The organism is Burkholderia sp. AU30198 (genome assembly GCF_020419825.1).
In the GTDB taxonomy this organism is placed as follows: Bacteria; Pseudomonadota; Gammaproteobacteria; order Burkholderiales; family Burkholderiaceae; genus Burkholderia.
This window is the reverse complement of record NZ_JAIZSA010000019.1, coordinates 54,494-70,115: the sequence shown is the minus strand read 5'-3', so window position 1 is coordinate 70,115 and position 15,622 is coordinate 54,494. Positions and strand designations below refer to the sequence as shown.

The following is a 15,622-nucleotide window of genomic DNA, read 5'->3' as shown; positions in this document are numbered from 1 at the left end:
AACCTGAGATCGACGCCATGAGCACGCCTCTGAAGACCCTGATCACGAAACTGAACCCGCTGTGCCGCCACGCGACCGAGCGTGCGGCAAGCGCGTGCCTGGCGCGCGGCCACTACGAAGTCGATCTGGAGCACCTGTTCCTCGCGTTGCTCGACGAAGCGACGGGCGACCTGCCGCTCGCACTGCGCGCGAGCCGCGTCGATCCGCACGCGCTGCATGCCGATCTCGAGCGCGAACTGACGCGCCTGAAGACGGGCAACACGCGCACGCCGGTGTTCTCCGTGCACCTGATCGCGCTGTTCGAACAGGCATGGCTGATCGCGTCGCTCGACTCGCAGCTCGGCCGCATCCGTTCGGGGCACCTGCTGCTCGCGCTGCTGACCGCGCCCGATCTCGCGCAGTTCGCACAACGGATGTCGTCGCAGTTCGCGGAAATGAACGTGACGGACCTGAAGCACAAGTTCGACGAGATCATGGCCGGCTCGAGCGAAGCCGAGCCGCGTCAGGCGGACGACGAAGGTAGCGACGTCGCGCCGACCGCCGACGGCATGGCACCCGCGGCCGGCCCGTCGAAGACGCCCGCGCTCGACACGTACACGACCAACCTCACGCAGCGCGCACGTGACGGCAAGATCGACCCGGTGATCGGCCGCGAAGCCGAGATCCGCCAGGCGATCGACATCCTGATGCGCCGCCGCCAGAACAATCCGATCATGACCGGCGAGGCCGGCGTCGGCAAAACGGCGGTCGTCGAGGGCCTCGCGCTGCGCATCGCGGCCGACGACGTGCCGCCGCCGTTGCGCGGCGTCGCGCTGCACGTGCTCGACATGGGGCTGCTGCAGGCCGGCGCGAGTGTGAAGGGCGAGTTCGAGAACCGCCTGAAGAGTGTGATCGACGAGGTGAAGAAGAGCGCGCACCCGATCATCCTGTTCATCGACGAGGCGCACACGATCATCGGCGCGGGCGGCCAGGCCGGCCAGAACGATGCGGCGAACCTGCTGAAGCCGGCGCTCGCGCGCGGCGAACTGCGCACGATCGCGGCGACGACGTGGAGCGAATACAAGAAGTACTTCGAGAAGGACGCGGCGCTGGCGCGGCGCTTCCAGGTCGTGAAGGTCGAAGAGCCGAGCGAGCCGCTCGCGGCCGCGATGCTGCGCGGGATGTCTGGCCTGATGGAGAAGCACTTCAACGTGCGGATCCTCGACGACGCGATCACCGAAGCCGTGCGCCTGTCGCACCGCTATATCAGCGGCCGCCAGTTGCCGGACAAGGCGATCAGCGTGCTCGACACCGCGTGCGCGAAGGTTGCGCTCGCGCACAGCGCGACGCCGGCGGCGATCGACGACACGAAGAAGCGCATCGAGCGGATCGATGCGGAAATCGCGTCGCTGGAGCGCGAGGCGGCCGGCGGCGCGTCGCACGACGAGCGGCTCGGCGAGCTGCGCGGGGCGCGCGACACGGCGCTCGAACAACTTGCGAAGGACGAGGCGCGCTATGAAGCCGAGCGCGCGATTGTCGCCGAGATCACCGTACTGCGCGACACGCTCGACAAGGCGCGCGGCCCGTCGGAAGACGGCAAGCCGTTCGACGTGCAGCTGGCGCGCGACAAGCTCACCGAATGCGTCGCGGCGCTGCATTTGGTGCAGGAAGGCGAGCCGATGGTGCCGCTGCAGGTCGACGGCCACGTGGTCGCCGAGATCGTCGCCGCGTGGACGGGCATTCCGCTCGGCCGGATGGTGAAGGACGAGATCGACACCGTGCTGAACCTGCAGCCGCTGCTCACCGCGCGCGTGATCGGCCAGGACCATGCGCTCGACGCGATCGCGCAGCGCGTGCGCACCGCGACCGCGAACCTCGAGGATCCGAACAAGCCGCGCGGCGTGTTCATGTTCGTCGGGCCGTCGGGCGTCGGCAAGACCGAGACGGCGCTCGCGCTGGCCGACATCCTGTACGGCGGCGAGCGCAAGATGGTCACGATCAACATGAGCGAGTACCAGGAAGCGCACAGCGTGTCGGGCCTGAAGGGCTCGCCGCCGGGCTACGTCGGCTACGGCGAAGGTGGCGTGCTGACCGAGGCCGTGCGCCGCAACCCGTATTCCGTCGTGCTGCTCGACGAGGTCGAGAAGGCGCACCCGGACGTGCTCGAGATGTTCTTCCAGGTGTTCGACAAGGGCGCGATGGACGATGCGGAAGGGCGCGAGATCGACTTCCGCAACACGCTGATCATCCTGACGTCGAACGTCGGGTCCGCCGCGGTGATGCAGGCATGCCTGAACAAGCCGGCCGAGGAACTGCCCGATCCGGATGCGCTTGCCGAGACGCTGCGCCCGCAGCTGTACAAGACCTTCAAGCCCGCGTTCCTCGGGCGGATGAAGGTCGTGCCGTACTACCCGATTTCCGACGACGTGCTGGCGGAGATCATCGAGCTGAAGCTCGAACGGATCCGCCGCCGGATCGAAGCGAACCACAAGGCCGCGTTCGAATGGGACGAATCGCTCGTCGATGCGGTGCTCGCGCGCTGCACCGAGGTCGATTCGGGCGCCCGCAACGTCGACCACATCCTGAACGGCACGCTGCTGCCGGAGATCGCGGGCCACGTGCTCGGCCGGATCGCCGACGGCGAGGCCATCGCGCGCATCGCGGTGCGCGCGGACGAGGCCGGCGAATTCACGTACACCGTCGAATGAGCGCGGCCGCGCAACACAAGCATTGATGAACTGACCGAACCATGCCGATCAATCTCCCCGAGCTGCTGACGCCGATCAGCGATGCGTCGCCCAGCGGCGACGACCTGCTGTTTTCGAACGAATTCGACGCGATCCAGGACGCGCGGCGCTACGACGATCCGACGCTCGACCAGGGCGAATGGGTGACCGAGATCAAGGAGGCCGACTGGGGCTTCGTGGTCGACCATGCGGGCGCGCTGCTGCGCACGCGCACGAAGGACCTGCGGCTCGCCGTGTGGCTGACCGAGGCGCTCGCGCTCGAGGACGGCATCACCGGCCTCACCGAAGGCTATGCGTTGCTCGAAGGCCTGTGCCGCGACTTCTGGGACACCGTACACCCGCTGCCCGAAGATGACGACATCGAGCACCGGCTCGGCAACGTTGCGTGGCTGTCCGGCCGCACGGCCGAGCTGCTGCGCGCGGTGCCGATGACGGACGGCGCATCGAACGCGTTCAGCACGCTCGACTGGGAAGTGGCGCAGCACGTCGCGCAGGCCATCAAGCGCGACCCCGAACACGCGGACGAGATCGCGCGCGGCAAGCCGTCGATCGAGCAGATCGATTCGTCGCGGCGCGTGACGTCGATCGCGTTCTACACGGCGTTGCTCGCGAACCTGAAGGCGTTCGAATTCGCGCTCGATGCGTTCGAGGAACGGCTCGTCGAGCGCGCGGGCGATTCGGCGCCGAGCTTCCGGCAGGCGCGCGACGCGTTCGAGACCGTTTACCGGCTCGCCGAGCGCTTTGCGCGCGAGCAGGGCTACACGGGCAGCGCGCCGCACACGCAGTCGGCATCGCAGGCGCAGCCCGAACGCATCGAGCCGGTGTTCGGCAACCCGATCCAGACGGAGGAGACTCACGTGCAGCCGCAGCCCGTTCCGCGCGCCCCGGTGCCGCAGATGATCGCCGGCATCCAGAACCGTGCGCAGGCCGTCGACCAGTTGCGCGCGGTCGCCCGCTATTTCCGCCAGACCGAGCCGCACAGCCCGGTCGCTTATCTCGCCGACAAGGCCGCCGAATGGGCCGACATGCCGCTGCACAAGTGGCTCGAGAGCGTCGTCAAGGACGACGGCTCGCTGTCGCATATTCGCGAGCTGCTGGGCGTGCGGCCCGACGAGCAGTCGTAAACGCAAAACGGGCGGCGCATCGCTGCAGCCGCCCGTTATCCCGCGCCAGGTTGCGCCTCGTGGAGCAACCTGTGCCGTCCGTTACTGCCCCACCCGGAACTCGATCCGCCGGTTCCGTGCCCGCCCATCCGCCGTATCGTTCGGCGCGATCGGCTGATCCGGCCCGACGCCCGTCGTGGTCATCTGCTGCGGCTGAATGCTCTTCGTGATCAGGTAGCCCTTCACCGCATCCGCGCGCGCCTGGCTCAGCGCGATGTTCGACGTGCGGTTCCCCGAGTTGTCGGTGTGGCCGATGATGTCGACCGTGCGGTTCTGCATCTTCGCGAGCGCGGCCGCCATCTGGTCGAGGATCAGCTTGCCCTGCGGCGTGAGCGTCGCGCTGCCGGTCTCGAACTCGATCGTCCGGTTCGCGAGCGTCTGGTCGAGCACGCCCTGTTCGGACGCCGACACGCGCAGCCCGTTCTTGATCGTGTACGTCGGGTTCAGCGTGTTCGCCATGTCGCTCGCGAGCTGCTGGCGTTGCGCTTCGTTGTGCACCTCACCCTTCATCTCGATCTGCGTGCCGTTGATCTTCAACTGCCCCTTGCTGATCTGCTTGAGCTGCGCGCCGAGCAGCTTCTGCACGTTCGCGCTCCAGTTCGGCGGCGTTGCAACGTCACCCACTTCGATCTGGTCGACGACGTTCGTGGCGCCGTAGGTGTCGCGCAGCTTTTGCAGCACGGCGGCCTTGGTCGCCTCGTCGGGCACCTTGCCGCCGACGACCACCTGGCCGGGCGTCGCGGTCGCGGGCGGCGGCGTGAGGGTGCTCGCGGTGCCGGCCGTGCCGTGGATGACGGCGCCGGAGGCCGACCCCGGTGCGGCGCCGGTGTTCGCGGACAGTGCGGTCGTCGTGACCGTGCCGTTGCCGACCGGCGTGACGGTCGCGCCGGTGTTCTGCGCGAAGGCCGCGCCACTGGCGAACAGCCCGGCAGCGAGGAAGGTGGCGACGGCGGGCGAGAGCGCGGCCGAAAAGCGCGTGCGCCGGTCGTGAATCGTGCGATGCATCCCGTCAGCCTCCGATGAACGCTTCGCGGAACGCGTCGATGGCGACGCGCAGCGAGAGTTGCGGTTGGTCGAGGTAGCTGACGAGCTTGCTGATCTGGTGATCGTTTTGCGCATGGGCGTCGATCCACTCGGGATCGTCGATGTCGATGTTGTGGGCGGCGTAGGTCTGCGGGTCGACGACGCTCAGCAGCGTCTTTGCCGACGCACCGTTGAAGCCGATGATGAGCCGTTCGCGCTCGGCGATCGTGCCGATGAAGATCGCGAGCTCGAAGTCGGCCTGCGCGACGAACGGCGCGATCAGTTCGAGCCAGAACGCGGCGACGAGGCTGCGGTAGAACGGATCGACCGGCAGCGGCAGCGTGAGGCCGCGCTCGATATGCGACGAGCCGCTCTGCATCACCGGCCGCAGCAGCGAGCCGAGCGCGAGCATCGCGCCGCGCAGCCGCACGGGATGACCGCTTTCGAGCAGCATCTCCTGGAGGCCGTACAGCGACTGGTGTTCGACGAAATCGTTGAAGGTGCCGTCATGCGACGTGCCGGGGCCGCCGACGTCGATCGGCACCTGCGTGTCGCCGAGCGCCTGCAGTGCGCCGGGCGGCTCGTCCTTGCCGAGCAGCGGCGGGATCTGCGTGGCGACGCGCGACCACAGCCGCGCGAAGGCGAGCGGGCTGCGCGCGAGGAACGCGAGCGGCCGGTCGACCTCGAGTGCGGTTGCGCCGAGGAACGGGAAGCGGCGCATCGACACGTCGTGGCTCGCGACCATGTGGCCCGCGATCGCGAGCCTGCTGCGCGAGCCGAGGAACGCGAAATGCATCGGCTTCGCCTCCTCGTAGACGAGCTTCCAGCGCGGATCTTCCGCGAGCAGTTCGAGCGCCTGTGCGATCCAGCGGTCGAGCGTCTGCAGCAACTGCGGGTTGTGCGGGCTCTTCACGAAGTCGCCGCGCGACGGAATCTTGCCGAAGTAGGCGATTTGCGCCTGTACGGTTTGCGTCATTGCGCCCCCTGGGCATTCGTTGCGTTGGCGGCCGCGACGGCCGGCGCTGCGGCCGGCGTGCCCGTGCCGGCGGACTGGGTCGCGTTCTGCGCGGCGCCCGCGCTCGCGTCGGCGACCGACGACGGCAGCTGCAGGCCGCGCAGGCTCTGCTGCTGCGGCTGGTCACCGCCACCGCCGGACGGCTGCGACGTGCTGATGATGCGCATCGTCACCGACACGTTCACGCTGCCCTGCACCCACGTCAGGTCGAAGGTGCCGTCCGGACGGCGCTTGCGTTGTGCCGAGTTGATCAGCTTCTCGAGACCGTAGCGGCCCGGCTCGTTGACGAGCTGCACCGTGCGGCCGTCGAAGGTCGTCGCGGACAGCGTCGCGCCCGGCGAGCCCTGCGGGTTCGGCCACACGAAGTTGGTCCACTGCGGCGGCGTGTTGCGGTAGCGCAGTTGCTGGCCGTCGATCGCGATCGTGTATTCCGTCGTGCCCGTGCTCGGCTGCGGCAGGATCTGGAACACGGTCTGCGGCTCGGACGATGCGGCGGCGCTGCCTGCCGCCCCGCCGGCGAGCGGCGCGACCCAGCGTGCGAAGCCGTTCGTGAAGTCCGGCGTGAGGCCGATGCCCATGTCGCCCCACGTGCGGGCGGCGAGGGTGTCGCCGCGGCGCACCGCGAGCGGCCCGAGCGTCGTGCCGACGAACTTCGCGATCGAACCGTCCGGACCGAACACCTGCGCGATTTCACCGGCGCCGGCCTCGACCTTCGCGCTCGCCGCGAACGGGTACTTCGTCGCGAGCGAGTTCTGGAACGGCTGGTAGACCTGCGCGTTCCACACCTTGTTGACTTCGGCGCTGGCCGGCTGGATCACGACCGCGAACGCCTGCATCAGCGGCCGCACCAGCAGCGGACGCAGCGACTTGCGTTGCGAATCGGTGAGGCCCGTCAGCATCTGCTCGTCGACGAGCTTCAGCGAATCGGCGAGTTCCGAACCGTTGCCGTCGAGCGTCTGCTGCATCAGCTGGCGCGCGCCCGGGCCCGGGTCGCCCTGGTTCTTGATCACGTTGAAGCGCGTGCGGACCTTCGACAGCGAATCCATGTAGCCCTTGAGCATCGACGTGCCGTCATGCGTCGCGACGATCCGCGCGAGCCCGATGAACTCCTGGCCGATCGGACCCATCGGCACCTCGGCCGGATTGCCGTTGATGTCGATGTTGGCGGCCGCCACCTGGCCGGCCTGCGAGCGCGAGAACAGTTGCTTGACCCAGTTCACGACGCCCGTCTGCGCCTTCTTGATCGCCACGTTCGCGAGCGACGGGTTGTCCCACGACGTCTGGTCGTACGCGGTCTCGAGGATCTTGCGGATCGGCGAGTCCTGCGGGTCGCCGAGGCGGTTCATCCCGTCGACGGCCTGGCCGAAGCTGCTGAAGCCCTGCACCGCGATGCCCTGCATGAACTTCTGCCAGTGCTGCGCGTATTCGGTCTTGTACATGCCGACGAGCGTCTTCTGGATCTGCTCGGGGCTGCCTTCGAGCGTCAGGTCGTCCTGCGTCGACGTGTTCAGCACCCAGTCCTTCGCCTGCAGTTCCTTGGTCGCCGCGTCGCGGATCGCCGGCTGCACGTAGTCGAACCACGCTTCGCGCGTGAACGTGCCCGGAATCGCGTAGCTGCCTGCCACGAGCCCCTGGTTGCCGTCGCCGACGATGCGCGCGATGGTCATCGGCGCGAAGCGGGTCGACGCGCGCGCCTTGATTTCCTCGTACACGCGCTGGCGGGCCGGCATGCCGCGCACGACGTGGCGCAGGTTCTCGCGGGTCTGGTCGACGAGCGCGAGGTTCGCGTCGATCATTGGCCAGTCGTCGTCATTCACGCGGGACAGGTAGAACGAGATCATGCGCTCCGCGCTCTTGATCATCTCGTCACGCGGCATGTTGCCGCGATTCGTCTCGAGCCAGCCGCGCCAGAAGCGGGCGAGCTGGTCGGTCAGGTGCGCCTGCTCGACGTGACGCTTGTCGGACAGCATCAGGTACGTCTTGAGCGCGTTGTACGCGTCCTGCACGTTGGTCGGCGACGCATCGCTGTAGAGGCCGCCTTGCGGCGCGGCCGGCTGCTGCGCGGCTGCGACGGGTGCGGTGCCGGACGCGGCCAGTGCGGCACCGGCCTGCGGCGCGGCGCCTGCCGCGTTGGTCGAGACCGGCATCGTGCCACCCTGCACGGCGCCCGATTCGGGCGGGCGCGTCATCGGGACGAGCTGTTCGGGGTGCGCGTTCACGTCCTTCATGAACGACGCGAGGTTCTGCGACACCGGGGCCAGCAGGATCTGGCGCACGCCGTTGTAATACTCGGTCAGCAGGTGCTGCTCGAGACGGTCGCCCTGGTACAGGCCGAGCGACACCGACAGCGGCTTGTCGCGGCGGAACTGCTCGAGCTGCTCGATCCGGTCTTCGAGGATGTCCATCGCCTGCAGGCGCGACTGCAGGTCGTTGCGGCCCTGCTGCAGGCGCGTGACGTTGTCGAGGTCGGCCTGCACGTTCGTGACGAGCTGCTGGTTGCCGATCGTCGACCAGGTCCAGCCGCCCAGCGCGAGCGCGAGCGCCGCCACGAAGCCGAAGAAGGTTGCGTAGCGCAGCCGTGTCTTGGTCGGGCTCGCGAACTGCCGCACCGTCTGGCGATCCGCGAAGATCACCTTCGAGAACAGGTCGCGCAGGAAGAAGCCGTTCTTCGAGAACGCACTGTGCGGCTTCGGCAGCGCGGCGCCGTCGAGGCCGAAGCGGTGCGCGATGCGCTGCGCGGCCGCGCTGTTGGTTTCGCCTTCCTGCAGCGCGCTGGTGAAGTAGAAGCCACGGAAGATCGGCTTGTACTGGAACGGGTTGTTCTCGAACAGCGTCGCGAGGAACGCGCGCAGCGACGGCTTGATCGTCGAGAATTCGAGCGGGAAGCTCAACTGGCCCGGCGACAGCTGGTTGCCGCGCGACAGCGACAATTGCGCGACGCTGATCTCCTTCAGCCCTTCGTAGAGTTCCTCGAAGTGCGTATCGAACTGCGCGACGACGTCGCGCTTGTCGTCGGGCTCGTAGGGCAGGGTGGCGCCCCACACGCGGTCGTACTCGTGCTTGTCGCTGCTGCTGAAGAATTCGGTGAAGCCGGTGATCAGGTCGGTCTTCGTGAACATCACGTAGACCGGCGCGAACACTTCGAGCTTCTCCGTCAGCTCCTGAACGCGCTGGCGGAGGTTTTTCGCGAGGTTGATCGCGAATTCGGGGCGGTTGCCGGTGAGTTCGGCGATGCTCGCGGTGACGATGATGCCGTTGATCGGCGCCTTCGGGCGATAGCGCTTGAGCAGGCCGAGGAAGCCGAGCCACTCGCTGCGGTCTTCCTCGTGTACCGAATAGCGGCCGGCCGTGTCGAGCAGGATCCCCTCGGTCGTGAAGAACCAGTCGCAGTTACGCGTACCGCCGATGCCGTGGATCACGGCGCTGTTCTTGTCCGCGAACGGGAACTGCAGGCCGGAATTGAGCACGGCGCTGCTCTTGCCCGCGGCCGGGTTGCCGATGACGATGTACCACGGCAGTTCGTACAGCGCGGAGCCGCCCGACACCTGGCCAATCTTCGACGTCTTGATCGTCTTCACCGCGTCCGACAGGCGCGTGCGCAGCACGTCGAGGTCGGCGGTCTTCGAGTCGGGCGCGAGCGCGGCGGCGGCGGGCGCGGCGATCTTGCCGGTTTCCGCCTGCTCTTCCAGCACCTGGCCGAGCTGCTGGTTCGCGCGCTTCACGCGCCAGCGGCGCACCAGCGCGACGACGAGCCACAGCGCGAGGATCGCTGCAAAGGCGATCGCCGCCCACAGGAGCGGCAGCTGCAGCATGTCGGCGACGATGAAGAGGATGGCCGCTAGCGCGACGATCCCGACGATCGAGAGCGTACGCGGATGAGTCAGCACGTTGAGGATGCGTTGCATAGGACGTTCAGGTTCCGGTGCGATTCGGTGAGGCGACGCAGGCGCGCCGAGCGGCAAGGGTGGCGCCGCGATGTGTCGCCACGCTGTCAAACGGGATGAAGGGGGCTGGCATCAATGCGCCCGCGGCATCGGAGAAGGCGCGCGCATTAATGAAAGGACGCTGTGAGATTTAAAACGGAAGCGGCGGCCGGAAAAAATCGCGCACCGGAATGCATGATTTTTTGCGCCGCCCATATCGTTTCCTGCCGGGATATTAAAAAGCCCCATGCCGCCCTCATTATTTCCTGTCCGGCAGCCTTGGCTAGCTGCCGCGTCCCAGTTTAAAACCGGGTTTATGGTATTCCACGTGCCCGAGATCCATCATTTTCCAGCGGCCGCCCCAGGTCAGGCCGACCTGTTCGGCGACCTGGCCGTACAACTGATAGCCGCGCATCGCCCACGGATCTTTCTCGGAAATGACCAGTTTGCCGTCGCGCAGGAATGCGTTGTCGGCCGCCAGCCCGAATTGGTGATAACTCTGGAAGGCCGCCGCGTTGGTCACGCTACCGCCCATCTGCGCGAGCCGGTTCTGCCGTTCCGGGCTCCGATAACCTTCCAGCAACGCCATTTCATAACCATATTGTTCGTGCATGATCTTGTAGACCAGCAGCAAACGCGTACGGAAATCCGGATCCAGCAGGTTCCAGTCGCGGCTCGCATCCTTCAGCGCCGGGCGTACCTGTTCGACTTCCTTGGTGGCGAAGACTTCCGGCGGCAGCGGCGGGGGCGGCACGAGTTGTTCGCCCTGCAGCAGCGCGGCGATCTTCTCGTCGGGCACGCGCGCCGTGTCGTCGTACTGGAACAATTGCCGGCCGCGTAACGCAATGGCGACCAATGGCGGCGTCGCAAGAATACCTGCCGATACCATAATCATCAAGCGCCGCCGAATCAGTAAATTTTGCACGTCGTTTAAAGCACCGCGCGTAACGCTTGCCGATTTAACAATCTGACTTCGCGTACGCGTGGCGCGATCGTTCGCACGGCGCGTGAGACGGCCGTGAAACTGGGCGACGGATTCGAAAACGGTCGCGCGGATACCCGGTAAAAGCAACAGTGCCGCAACCGCTACGGCAAGGGCGAAATAGGCGACGAGTGCGACGGCAATCAATGAAATCCCCGGAAATTGGAATTGATTGTGTTTTGCAATGCTTGCTCTTAGAATCAGGCTGCTTCGAGAGGCCGGGCTATATTATCGCGGTGAATTAAACCAGGATTCAATGAGACGCTGAATGAGTGCGCCGGAAAATTCAAATTCGAAATCTCCGCCCAGCCTGCTGTCCGATACCAAACCGGCAGGCGACGGAAGAGCTCAGCAGTCGCGCATTCTCGCGAATCTGGAAGGACGTGTCACGCCGCCGGCCGAACCGCCGCGCCGTTCGCTGAAGGCCCCGATCGCCGCGGTCGTGGCCCTGGTGGTTGCCGTTGGGGGCTGGGGCGCGTGGCGCGTGCAGCATTCGGCCGAGCAGGCACCCATCGTCACGGCCGAGGGCGCGCCTGCAGCGGCTGCACCGGCGAAGGCCGCAGTGGCCAGCGACGCCGCCGTGCAGGTCGCACAGAATGCCGCGTCCGCCGCATCCGCCGTGCAACCGGCCACGATCGTCAACGACGACGCGGCGTCCCGAACCGTTGCATCCGCATCGTCCGCGTCTGCCGCGGACAACAGCCGCCTGTCGCGCGCGCTCGCCAATGGCGCCGATGACGCATCGGGCGCGGCCACGGCCGGTGCGGCCGCTGCCGCTGCTGCCGCTGCGACGACCAAGGCCGCGAAGGCCGACACCGCGAGGGGCGCAAAGGTCGCGGCGCGTGGCAAGGCCGATGCGAAGACCGACACGAAGGTCGATGCGAAGGCTGACGCCCGCAAGCATCACAAGGAACAGCAGGCCGAGCTCGCGCAGGCGAAGAAGCATCGCGACGCCACGCCGACCCGTACCGGGAAGGCTGGCGGGAAAGACGATCCGGATGCGGATCTGCTCGCGGCGCTCGTCGCGCGCACGAAGCCGGCCGACAAGAAGCTCGCTGCGCAGAAGATGCAGGCCGTGCCGACCAAGACGGCCGCGACGACCGGCTCGCTGGCGTCGCGCGTGAAGGAGTGTTCGGAGCGCGGTTTCTTCGAGGATCAACTGTGCCGCTGGCGCGTCTGCGAAGGCCACTGGGGCAAGGATCCCGCGTGCCCGAGCGCCGCGCAGTCGGAGACGCGGCAGTAACGCGTCTCGTGCATGCCGTCCGCCGCACCTGCGCCGCCCGTTGGGCGGCGCGTTGCTTTGGGGGCACGCAATCGTGCCGGTATGATGCGGCGTGACGCTGTCACCGGCGCGTCATGCCCGTCGGGCATACGTCTCCTTTCCTTTTCCGGCGCGGGCGCGCGACCCGCCATGTGCGGCGCGCCGCGCGCCGCACGACCTTCTACACGATGGACCTGATCGTACAGACTTACGGCGCCGATACGTCCGGCATGGTGTGTGGATTCCGCTTCGTACCCGGCGGATCCGGCACAACGCTCGATGCGGACTCGGCCGCCACGTGGCTGCGCACGTGCCGCGAGCACGATGCCGGATCGGGCGATTTCGTCTGGCTGCACTTCAATCTCGCGCACGGCGCGAGCGAGCGCTGGATGCGCACGCATCTCGGGCTGCCCGACAGCTTCTTCGCATTCCTCCACGAAGGGTCGCGCTCGACGCGCATCGAGCAGGAAGACGGCGCATTGCGCGCGATCGTCAACGACGTGATGTTCAACCTCGAACTTACGCCGTCGGAGATCGCGACGCTGTTCGTCCACGTCGAGCGGCGCATCATGGTCACCGCGCGGCTCAAGCCGCTGCGCTCGGTCGACACGCTGCGCGCGTGCGTGCGCGATGGCGAAGCGTTCAGGTCGCCCGCGGAATTGCTCGTCCACCTGCTGCGCGACCAGGCCGACCTGCTGATCCAGATCATGCGGCGCACGAGCGTCGACGTCGATCGCATCGAGGACCGCTTCCTGTCGCAGCGGCTCACGTCGAGCCGCATCGAGCTCGGCGCGATGCGCCGCACGCTGACGCGCCTGCAGCGCATGCTCGCGCCCGAGCCCGGGTCGATCTTCCGGCTGCTCGCGAAGCCGCCCGCGTGGCTGCACATGGAAGACGTGCAGGAGCTGCGCGAGTCGACCGAAGAGTTCTCGCTGGTGCTCGTCGATCTGGCCGGGCTCAACGAGCGGATCAAGCTGCTGCAGGAAGAGATCGGTTCGCGTCTCGACGAGCAGAACAACCGGACGCTGTTCACGCTGACGCTCGTGACCGTGATCGCGCTGCCGATCAACATCGTCGCCGGCTTCTTCGGGATGAACGTCGGCGGCGTGCCGTTCTCCGAGAACAAGCACGGCTTCTGGCTGATGGTGCTGCTCGTCGCGGGCTTCACGGCGCTCGCCGCGTGGTGGGCGTTCCGCCGGCGCAACGACCGCTAGCACCGGCGCTGCGTCGATCCGTCAGCGCAGCAGCGCGATCGCGCGTTCGCCGATCACCATCCCGAGCAGGCCCACCAGCGCGACGAGCGGCGGGGCCGGCGAGCGCACGTGCAGCAGCGCGTACAGCACGCCGACGCCGAGGCCCACCGCGAGCGAAATCACGTAATCCATCATGGCGGTCTCCCGTGCGGACCGGCGTCAGGGTTTGACGATGACGCGCTCGCGCGCACCGGCCAGCACCGCGCGATACGCGTCGTGTGCGCGCTCGAGCGGATACACGTAGTCGTCGCTGATCGGGAACGGGCGCAGCGTGCCGTTGCCGAAGCCGGGCGCGAGCGTGTCGAGGATCTGCGCGACCGTGGTGCCAGCGAGCTGCAGCGAATCGACGCCCACGAACGTGTGCTGGCCGCGATAGAACGCGAAGATGTCGAACGGCACGCTGCGGTCGATCGTCGAGATGAAGATCTGCCGCGCACCGATCGCCATCGACGCGTTCGCGGCTTCGAAATACGGGCTGCCGACCGTGTTGTAGACGATGTCCGCGCCGTGGCCGCCGGTCGCCGCACGCACCGCGTCGGCCACTGACTGGCTCGATGCATCGATCATGTGCACGTCGCCCGATGCATGGCCGCGATAACCGCCGGGGCTGCGCTCGACGCCGATCACGGTCGCGCCGTGCGCGGTCGCGAGCTGGATCGCGGCCTGGCCGACCTTGCCGTTCGCGCCGAACACGAGCACGACGTCGCCGGCCGTCGGCATGCCGGCGCGGCGCAACCCCTCGTATGCGGTGACGAACGGCACGCCGACGCCGGCCGCTTCGTCGAGCGTCAGCACGGCAGGCTTGCGGCGCACCCATGCCGCGTCGAGTACGAGCCACTCCGCATGCGAGCCGTCGCGATGCACGCCGAGATCGCCACCCGAGCCCCACACCGGCGCGCCGACCCAGCCGTCCGGGCCGCTGCGCACGATGCCGGCCCAGTCGCGCCCGGGCGTGCGCGGCCACACCGCGTGCGGCATGCGGCCGAGCGCGGCCTTCACGTCGCTCGGGTTCACGCCGGCCGCGCGCACCTCGATCAGCATCTGGCCGTCGGCCGGGACGGGCGTGTCGATTTCCCGGACGCGCGCGTCGAGCGAGTCGATGTCGGCGGCGGGGGCGTCGAAGCGGATGCTGCGCATGATGATCTCCGTGGCGGTTGGCTGCCGCGCGGCCGGTTGGGCCGGTGCGTGCAGCGGGTGAAAAGGATGAATGCAGTCTAGTCGGCCCGGTTTGACGCGGAAACCTGCAAAGGCGGATGATTGCTTTGCGATAAATGCATAGCCAAATCCGAAGGCCCTGAATGGACGATTTCCTTTCCCCGCATCTGGCGCTGTTCGTCGACGTGGTCGACCAGCAGAGCTTTTCGGCAGCCGCGCGCCGGCTGGGTGTCGCCGCGTCGTCGGTCACGCGGCGCATCGACCGGCTCGAGGCGCAGCTCGGCATTCGTCTCCTGCATCGCACCACGCATGCGCTGCGGCCGACCGAGGCCGGGCAGCTGCTGTACGGGCGCGCGACGCGGATGCTGGCCGAGCTGCGCGGCCTGCAGGAAGACCTGCACAGCCAGCACGACGAGCCGAGCGGGTTGCTGCGCGTCGACTGTCCGGCGCCGTTCGGCCGGCGGCACCTGATGGCCGCGCTGGCCGCGTTCATGCAGCGTCATCCGGCGCTGCAGGTCGACCTGGTGCTGACCGACAGCATGGTCGACCTGCAGGGCGCGCGGCTCGGCTCCGACGTCGATCTCGCGGTGCGCATCGGCCCGCTCGAGGACACGCGTTTCGTTGCGACCGTGCTGGCGCCGCAGCGGCGCGTGCTGTGCGCGAGTGCGGCGTATCTGGCGCGGCGCGGCGAGCCCGAGTCGCCCGACGCGCTCGCCGGCCACGACTGTCTCGCGTGGCACGGTGCGCCGCCACCGGGTGCGTGGCGCTTCGGCGAGCGCCGCCACGTGCCGGCGCAGCCGCGGTTTCGCAGCAATCATTCGGAAGCGTTGCTCGAAGCCGCGATCGACGGGCTCGGTCTCGCGCACCTGCCGACCTGGCTCGCGGGCGACGCGTTGCGCGACGGACGCTTGCGCGCGGTGCTGCCGCAGTTCGCGGCGGCGCCCGAGCAGGCGACGATCCACGTGTTGCGCCAGCAGGCGCGCGGCACCGCACGCGCGTCGCGGCTCGTCGCGTTCCTCGCGACCTGGTTCGCGCAGCCGGCGTGGGATGCCGCGTGGGCATGACGGCGGCGGCGGGCGTCGCGTCGCGTTGCGGGGCGGGCAGGGTCGGGCCGGGTCAAC

General features: G+C 67.9%; 11 protein-coding genes. 5 read left to right on the top strand and 6 right to left on the bottom strand.

All coding sequences use genetic code 11. The features are described from left to right. Nucleotides 1–17: 17 nt before the first annotated feature. Nucleotides 18–2,687, top strand: a complete 2,670-nt coding sequence (gene tssH, locus LGN19_RS31910) for a type VI secretion system ATPase TssH (RefSeq protein WP_226219226.1) — start codon at nt 18–20, stop codon at nt 2,685–2,687. A gap of 41 nt (nt 2,688–2,728) precedes the next feature. Then, nucleotides 2,729–3,850 carry a type VI secretion system protein TssA gene (tssA, locus tag LGN19_RS31905; RefSeq protein WP_226219224.1) on the top strand — a complete coding sequence of 374 codons (1,122 nt, stop codon included), beginning with the start codon at nt 2,729–2,731 and terminating at the stop codon, nt 3,848–3,850. Between the two features lie 81 nt (nt 3,851–3,931). On the opposite strand, the gene LGN19_RS31900 is transcribed toward tssA, so the two are convergent. From LGN19_RS31900 to LGN19_RS31885, 4 genes are all read right to left on the bottom strand, one after another. Beyond that, nucleotides 3,932–4,894: an OmpA family protein gene (locus LGN19_RS31900; protein ID WP_226219222.1), complete on the bottom strand. Its 963-nt coding sequence runs from the start codon at nt 4,892–4,894 to the stop codon at nt 3,932–3,934. A 4-nt stretch (nt 4,895–4,898) separates the two neighbouring features. Beyond that, the gene (gene tagF / locus LGN19_RS31895; protein WP_226219220.1) at nt 4,899–5,888 is read right to left on the bottom strand and encodes a type VI secretion system-associated protein TagF; all 990 of its coding nucleotides are present in this window, start codon (nt 5,886–5,888) and stop codon (nt 4,899–4,901) included. Further along, nucleotides 5,885–9,832 carry a type VI secretion system membrane subunit TssM gene (gene tssM / locus LGN19_RS31890; protein ID WP_226219218.1) on the bottom strand — a complete coding sequence of 1,316 codons (3,948 nt, stop codon included), beginning with the start codon at nt 9,830–9,832 and terminating at the stop codon, nt 5,885–5,887. The genes tagF and tssM overlap by 4 nt, the downstream gene beginning before the upstream one ends. Nucleotides 9,833–10,133: 301 nt before the next feature. Beyond that, nucleotides 10,134–10,979 (bottom strand): M15 family metallopeptidase, encoded by an 846-nt coding sequence (locus LGN19_RS31885; protein WP_122944338.1) that lies wholly within the window; start codon nt 10,977–10,979, stop codon nt 10,134–10,136. Between the two features lie 121 nt (nt 10,980–11,100). On the opposite strand from LGN19_RS31885, the gene LGN19_RS31880 reads away from it, so the two are divergent. Continuing rightward, a complete protein-coding gene (locus LGN19_RS31880; RefSeq protein ID WP_226219216.1) occupies nt 11,101–12,075 on the top strand; it encodes a phage tail protein in 975 nt (324 codons plus the stop codon). A 206-nt stretch (nt 12,076–12,281) separates the two neighbouring features. Further along, nucleotides 12,282–13,307 carry a transporter gene (locus LGN19_RS31875; protein WP_122946591.1) on the top strand — a complete coding sequence of 342 codons (1,026 nt, stop codon included), beginning with the start codon at nt 12,282–12,284 and terminating at the stop codon, nt 13,305–13,307. 21 nt (nt 13,308–13,328) lie between these two features. On the opposite strand, the gene LGN19_RS31870 is transcribed toward LGN19_RS31875, so the two are convergent. Both LGN19_RS31870 and LGN19_RS31865 read right to left on the bottom strand, forming a co-directional pair. After that, nucleotides 13,329–13,481, bottom strand: coding sequence for a DUF1427 family protein (locus LGN19_RS31870; protein ID WP_122944340.1), 153 nt, complete (start codon nt 13,479–13,481; stop codon nt 13,329–13,331). A 24-nt stretch (nt 13,482–13,505) separates the two neighbouring features. Continuing rightward, nucleotides 13,506–14,483, bottom strand: a complete 978-nt coding sequence (locus LGN19_RS31865) for a quinone oxidoreductase family protein (protein WP_174958783.1) — start codon at nt 14,481–14,483, stop codon at nt 13,506–13,508. Between the two features lie 161 nt (nt 14,484–14,644). Here LGN19_RS31865 and LGN19_RS31860 point away from each other — a divergent pair, with 161 nt between their 5' ends. Continuing rightward, entirely contained in the window at nt 14,645–15,565 is a 921-nt protein-coding gene (locus LGN19_RS31860; RefSeq protein WP_122944342.1) for a LysR family transcriptional regulator, read from the top strand. Nucleotides 15,566–15,622 lie beyond the last annotated feature (57 nt).

What these genes read in the sequence shown, in the direction of transcription:
- LGN19_RS31870 (WP_122944340.1), bottom strand. Translation starts at nt 13,481, where the DNA reads ATGATGGATTACGTGATTTCGCTCGCGGTGGGCCTCGGCGTCGGCGTG.
- tssA (WP_226219224.1), top strand. Translation starts at nt 2,729, where the DNA reads ATGCCGATCAATCTCCCCGAGCTGCTGACGCCGATCAGCGATGCGTCG.
- LGN19_RS31875 (WP_122946591.1), top strand. Translation starts at nt 12,282, where the DNA reads ATGGACCTGATCGTACAGACTTACGGCGCCGATACGTCCGGCATGGTG.
- LGN19_RS31880 (WP_226219216.1), top strand. Translation starts at nt 11,101, where the DNA reads ATGAGTGCGCCGGAAAATTCAAATTCGAAATCTCCGCCCAGCCTGCTG.
- LGN19_RS31860 (WP_122944342.1), top strand. Translation starts at nt 14,645, where the DNA reads ATGGACGATTTCCTTTCCCCGCATCTGGCGCTGTTCGTCGACGTGGTC.
- LGN19_RS31865 (WP_174958783.1), bottom strand. Translation starts at nt 14,483, where the DNA reads ATGCGCAGCATCCGCTTCGACGCCCCCGCCGCCGACATCGACTCGCTC.
- tagF (WP_226219220.1), bottom strand. Translation starts at nt 5,888, where the DNA reads ATGACGCAAACCGTACAGGCGCAAATCGCCTACTTCGGCAAGATTCCG.
- LGN19_RS31900 (WP_226219222.1), bottom strand. Translation starts at nt 4,894, where the DNA reads ATGCATCGCACGATTCACGACCGGCGCACGCGCTTTTCGGCCGCGCTC.
- tssM (WP_226219218.1), bottom strand. Translation starts at nt 9,832, where the DNA reads ATGCAACGCATCCTCAACGTGCTGACTCATCCGCGTACGCTCTCGATC.
- tssH (WP_226219226.1), top strand. Translation starts at nt 18, where the DNA reads ATGAGCACGCCTCTGAAGACCCTGATCACGAAACTGAACCCGCTGTGC.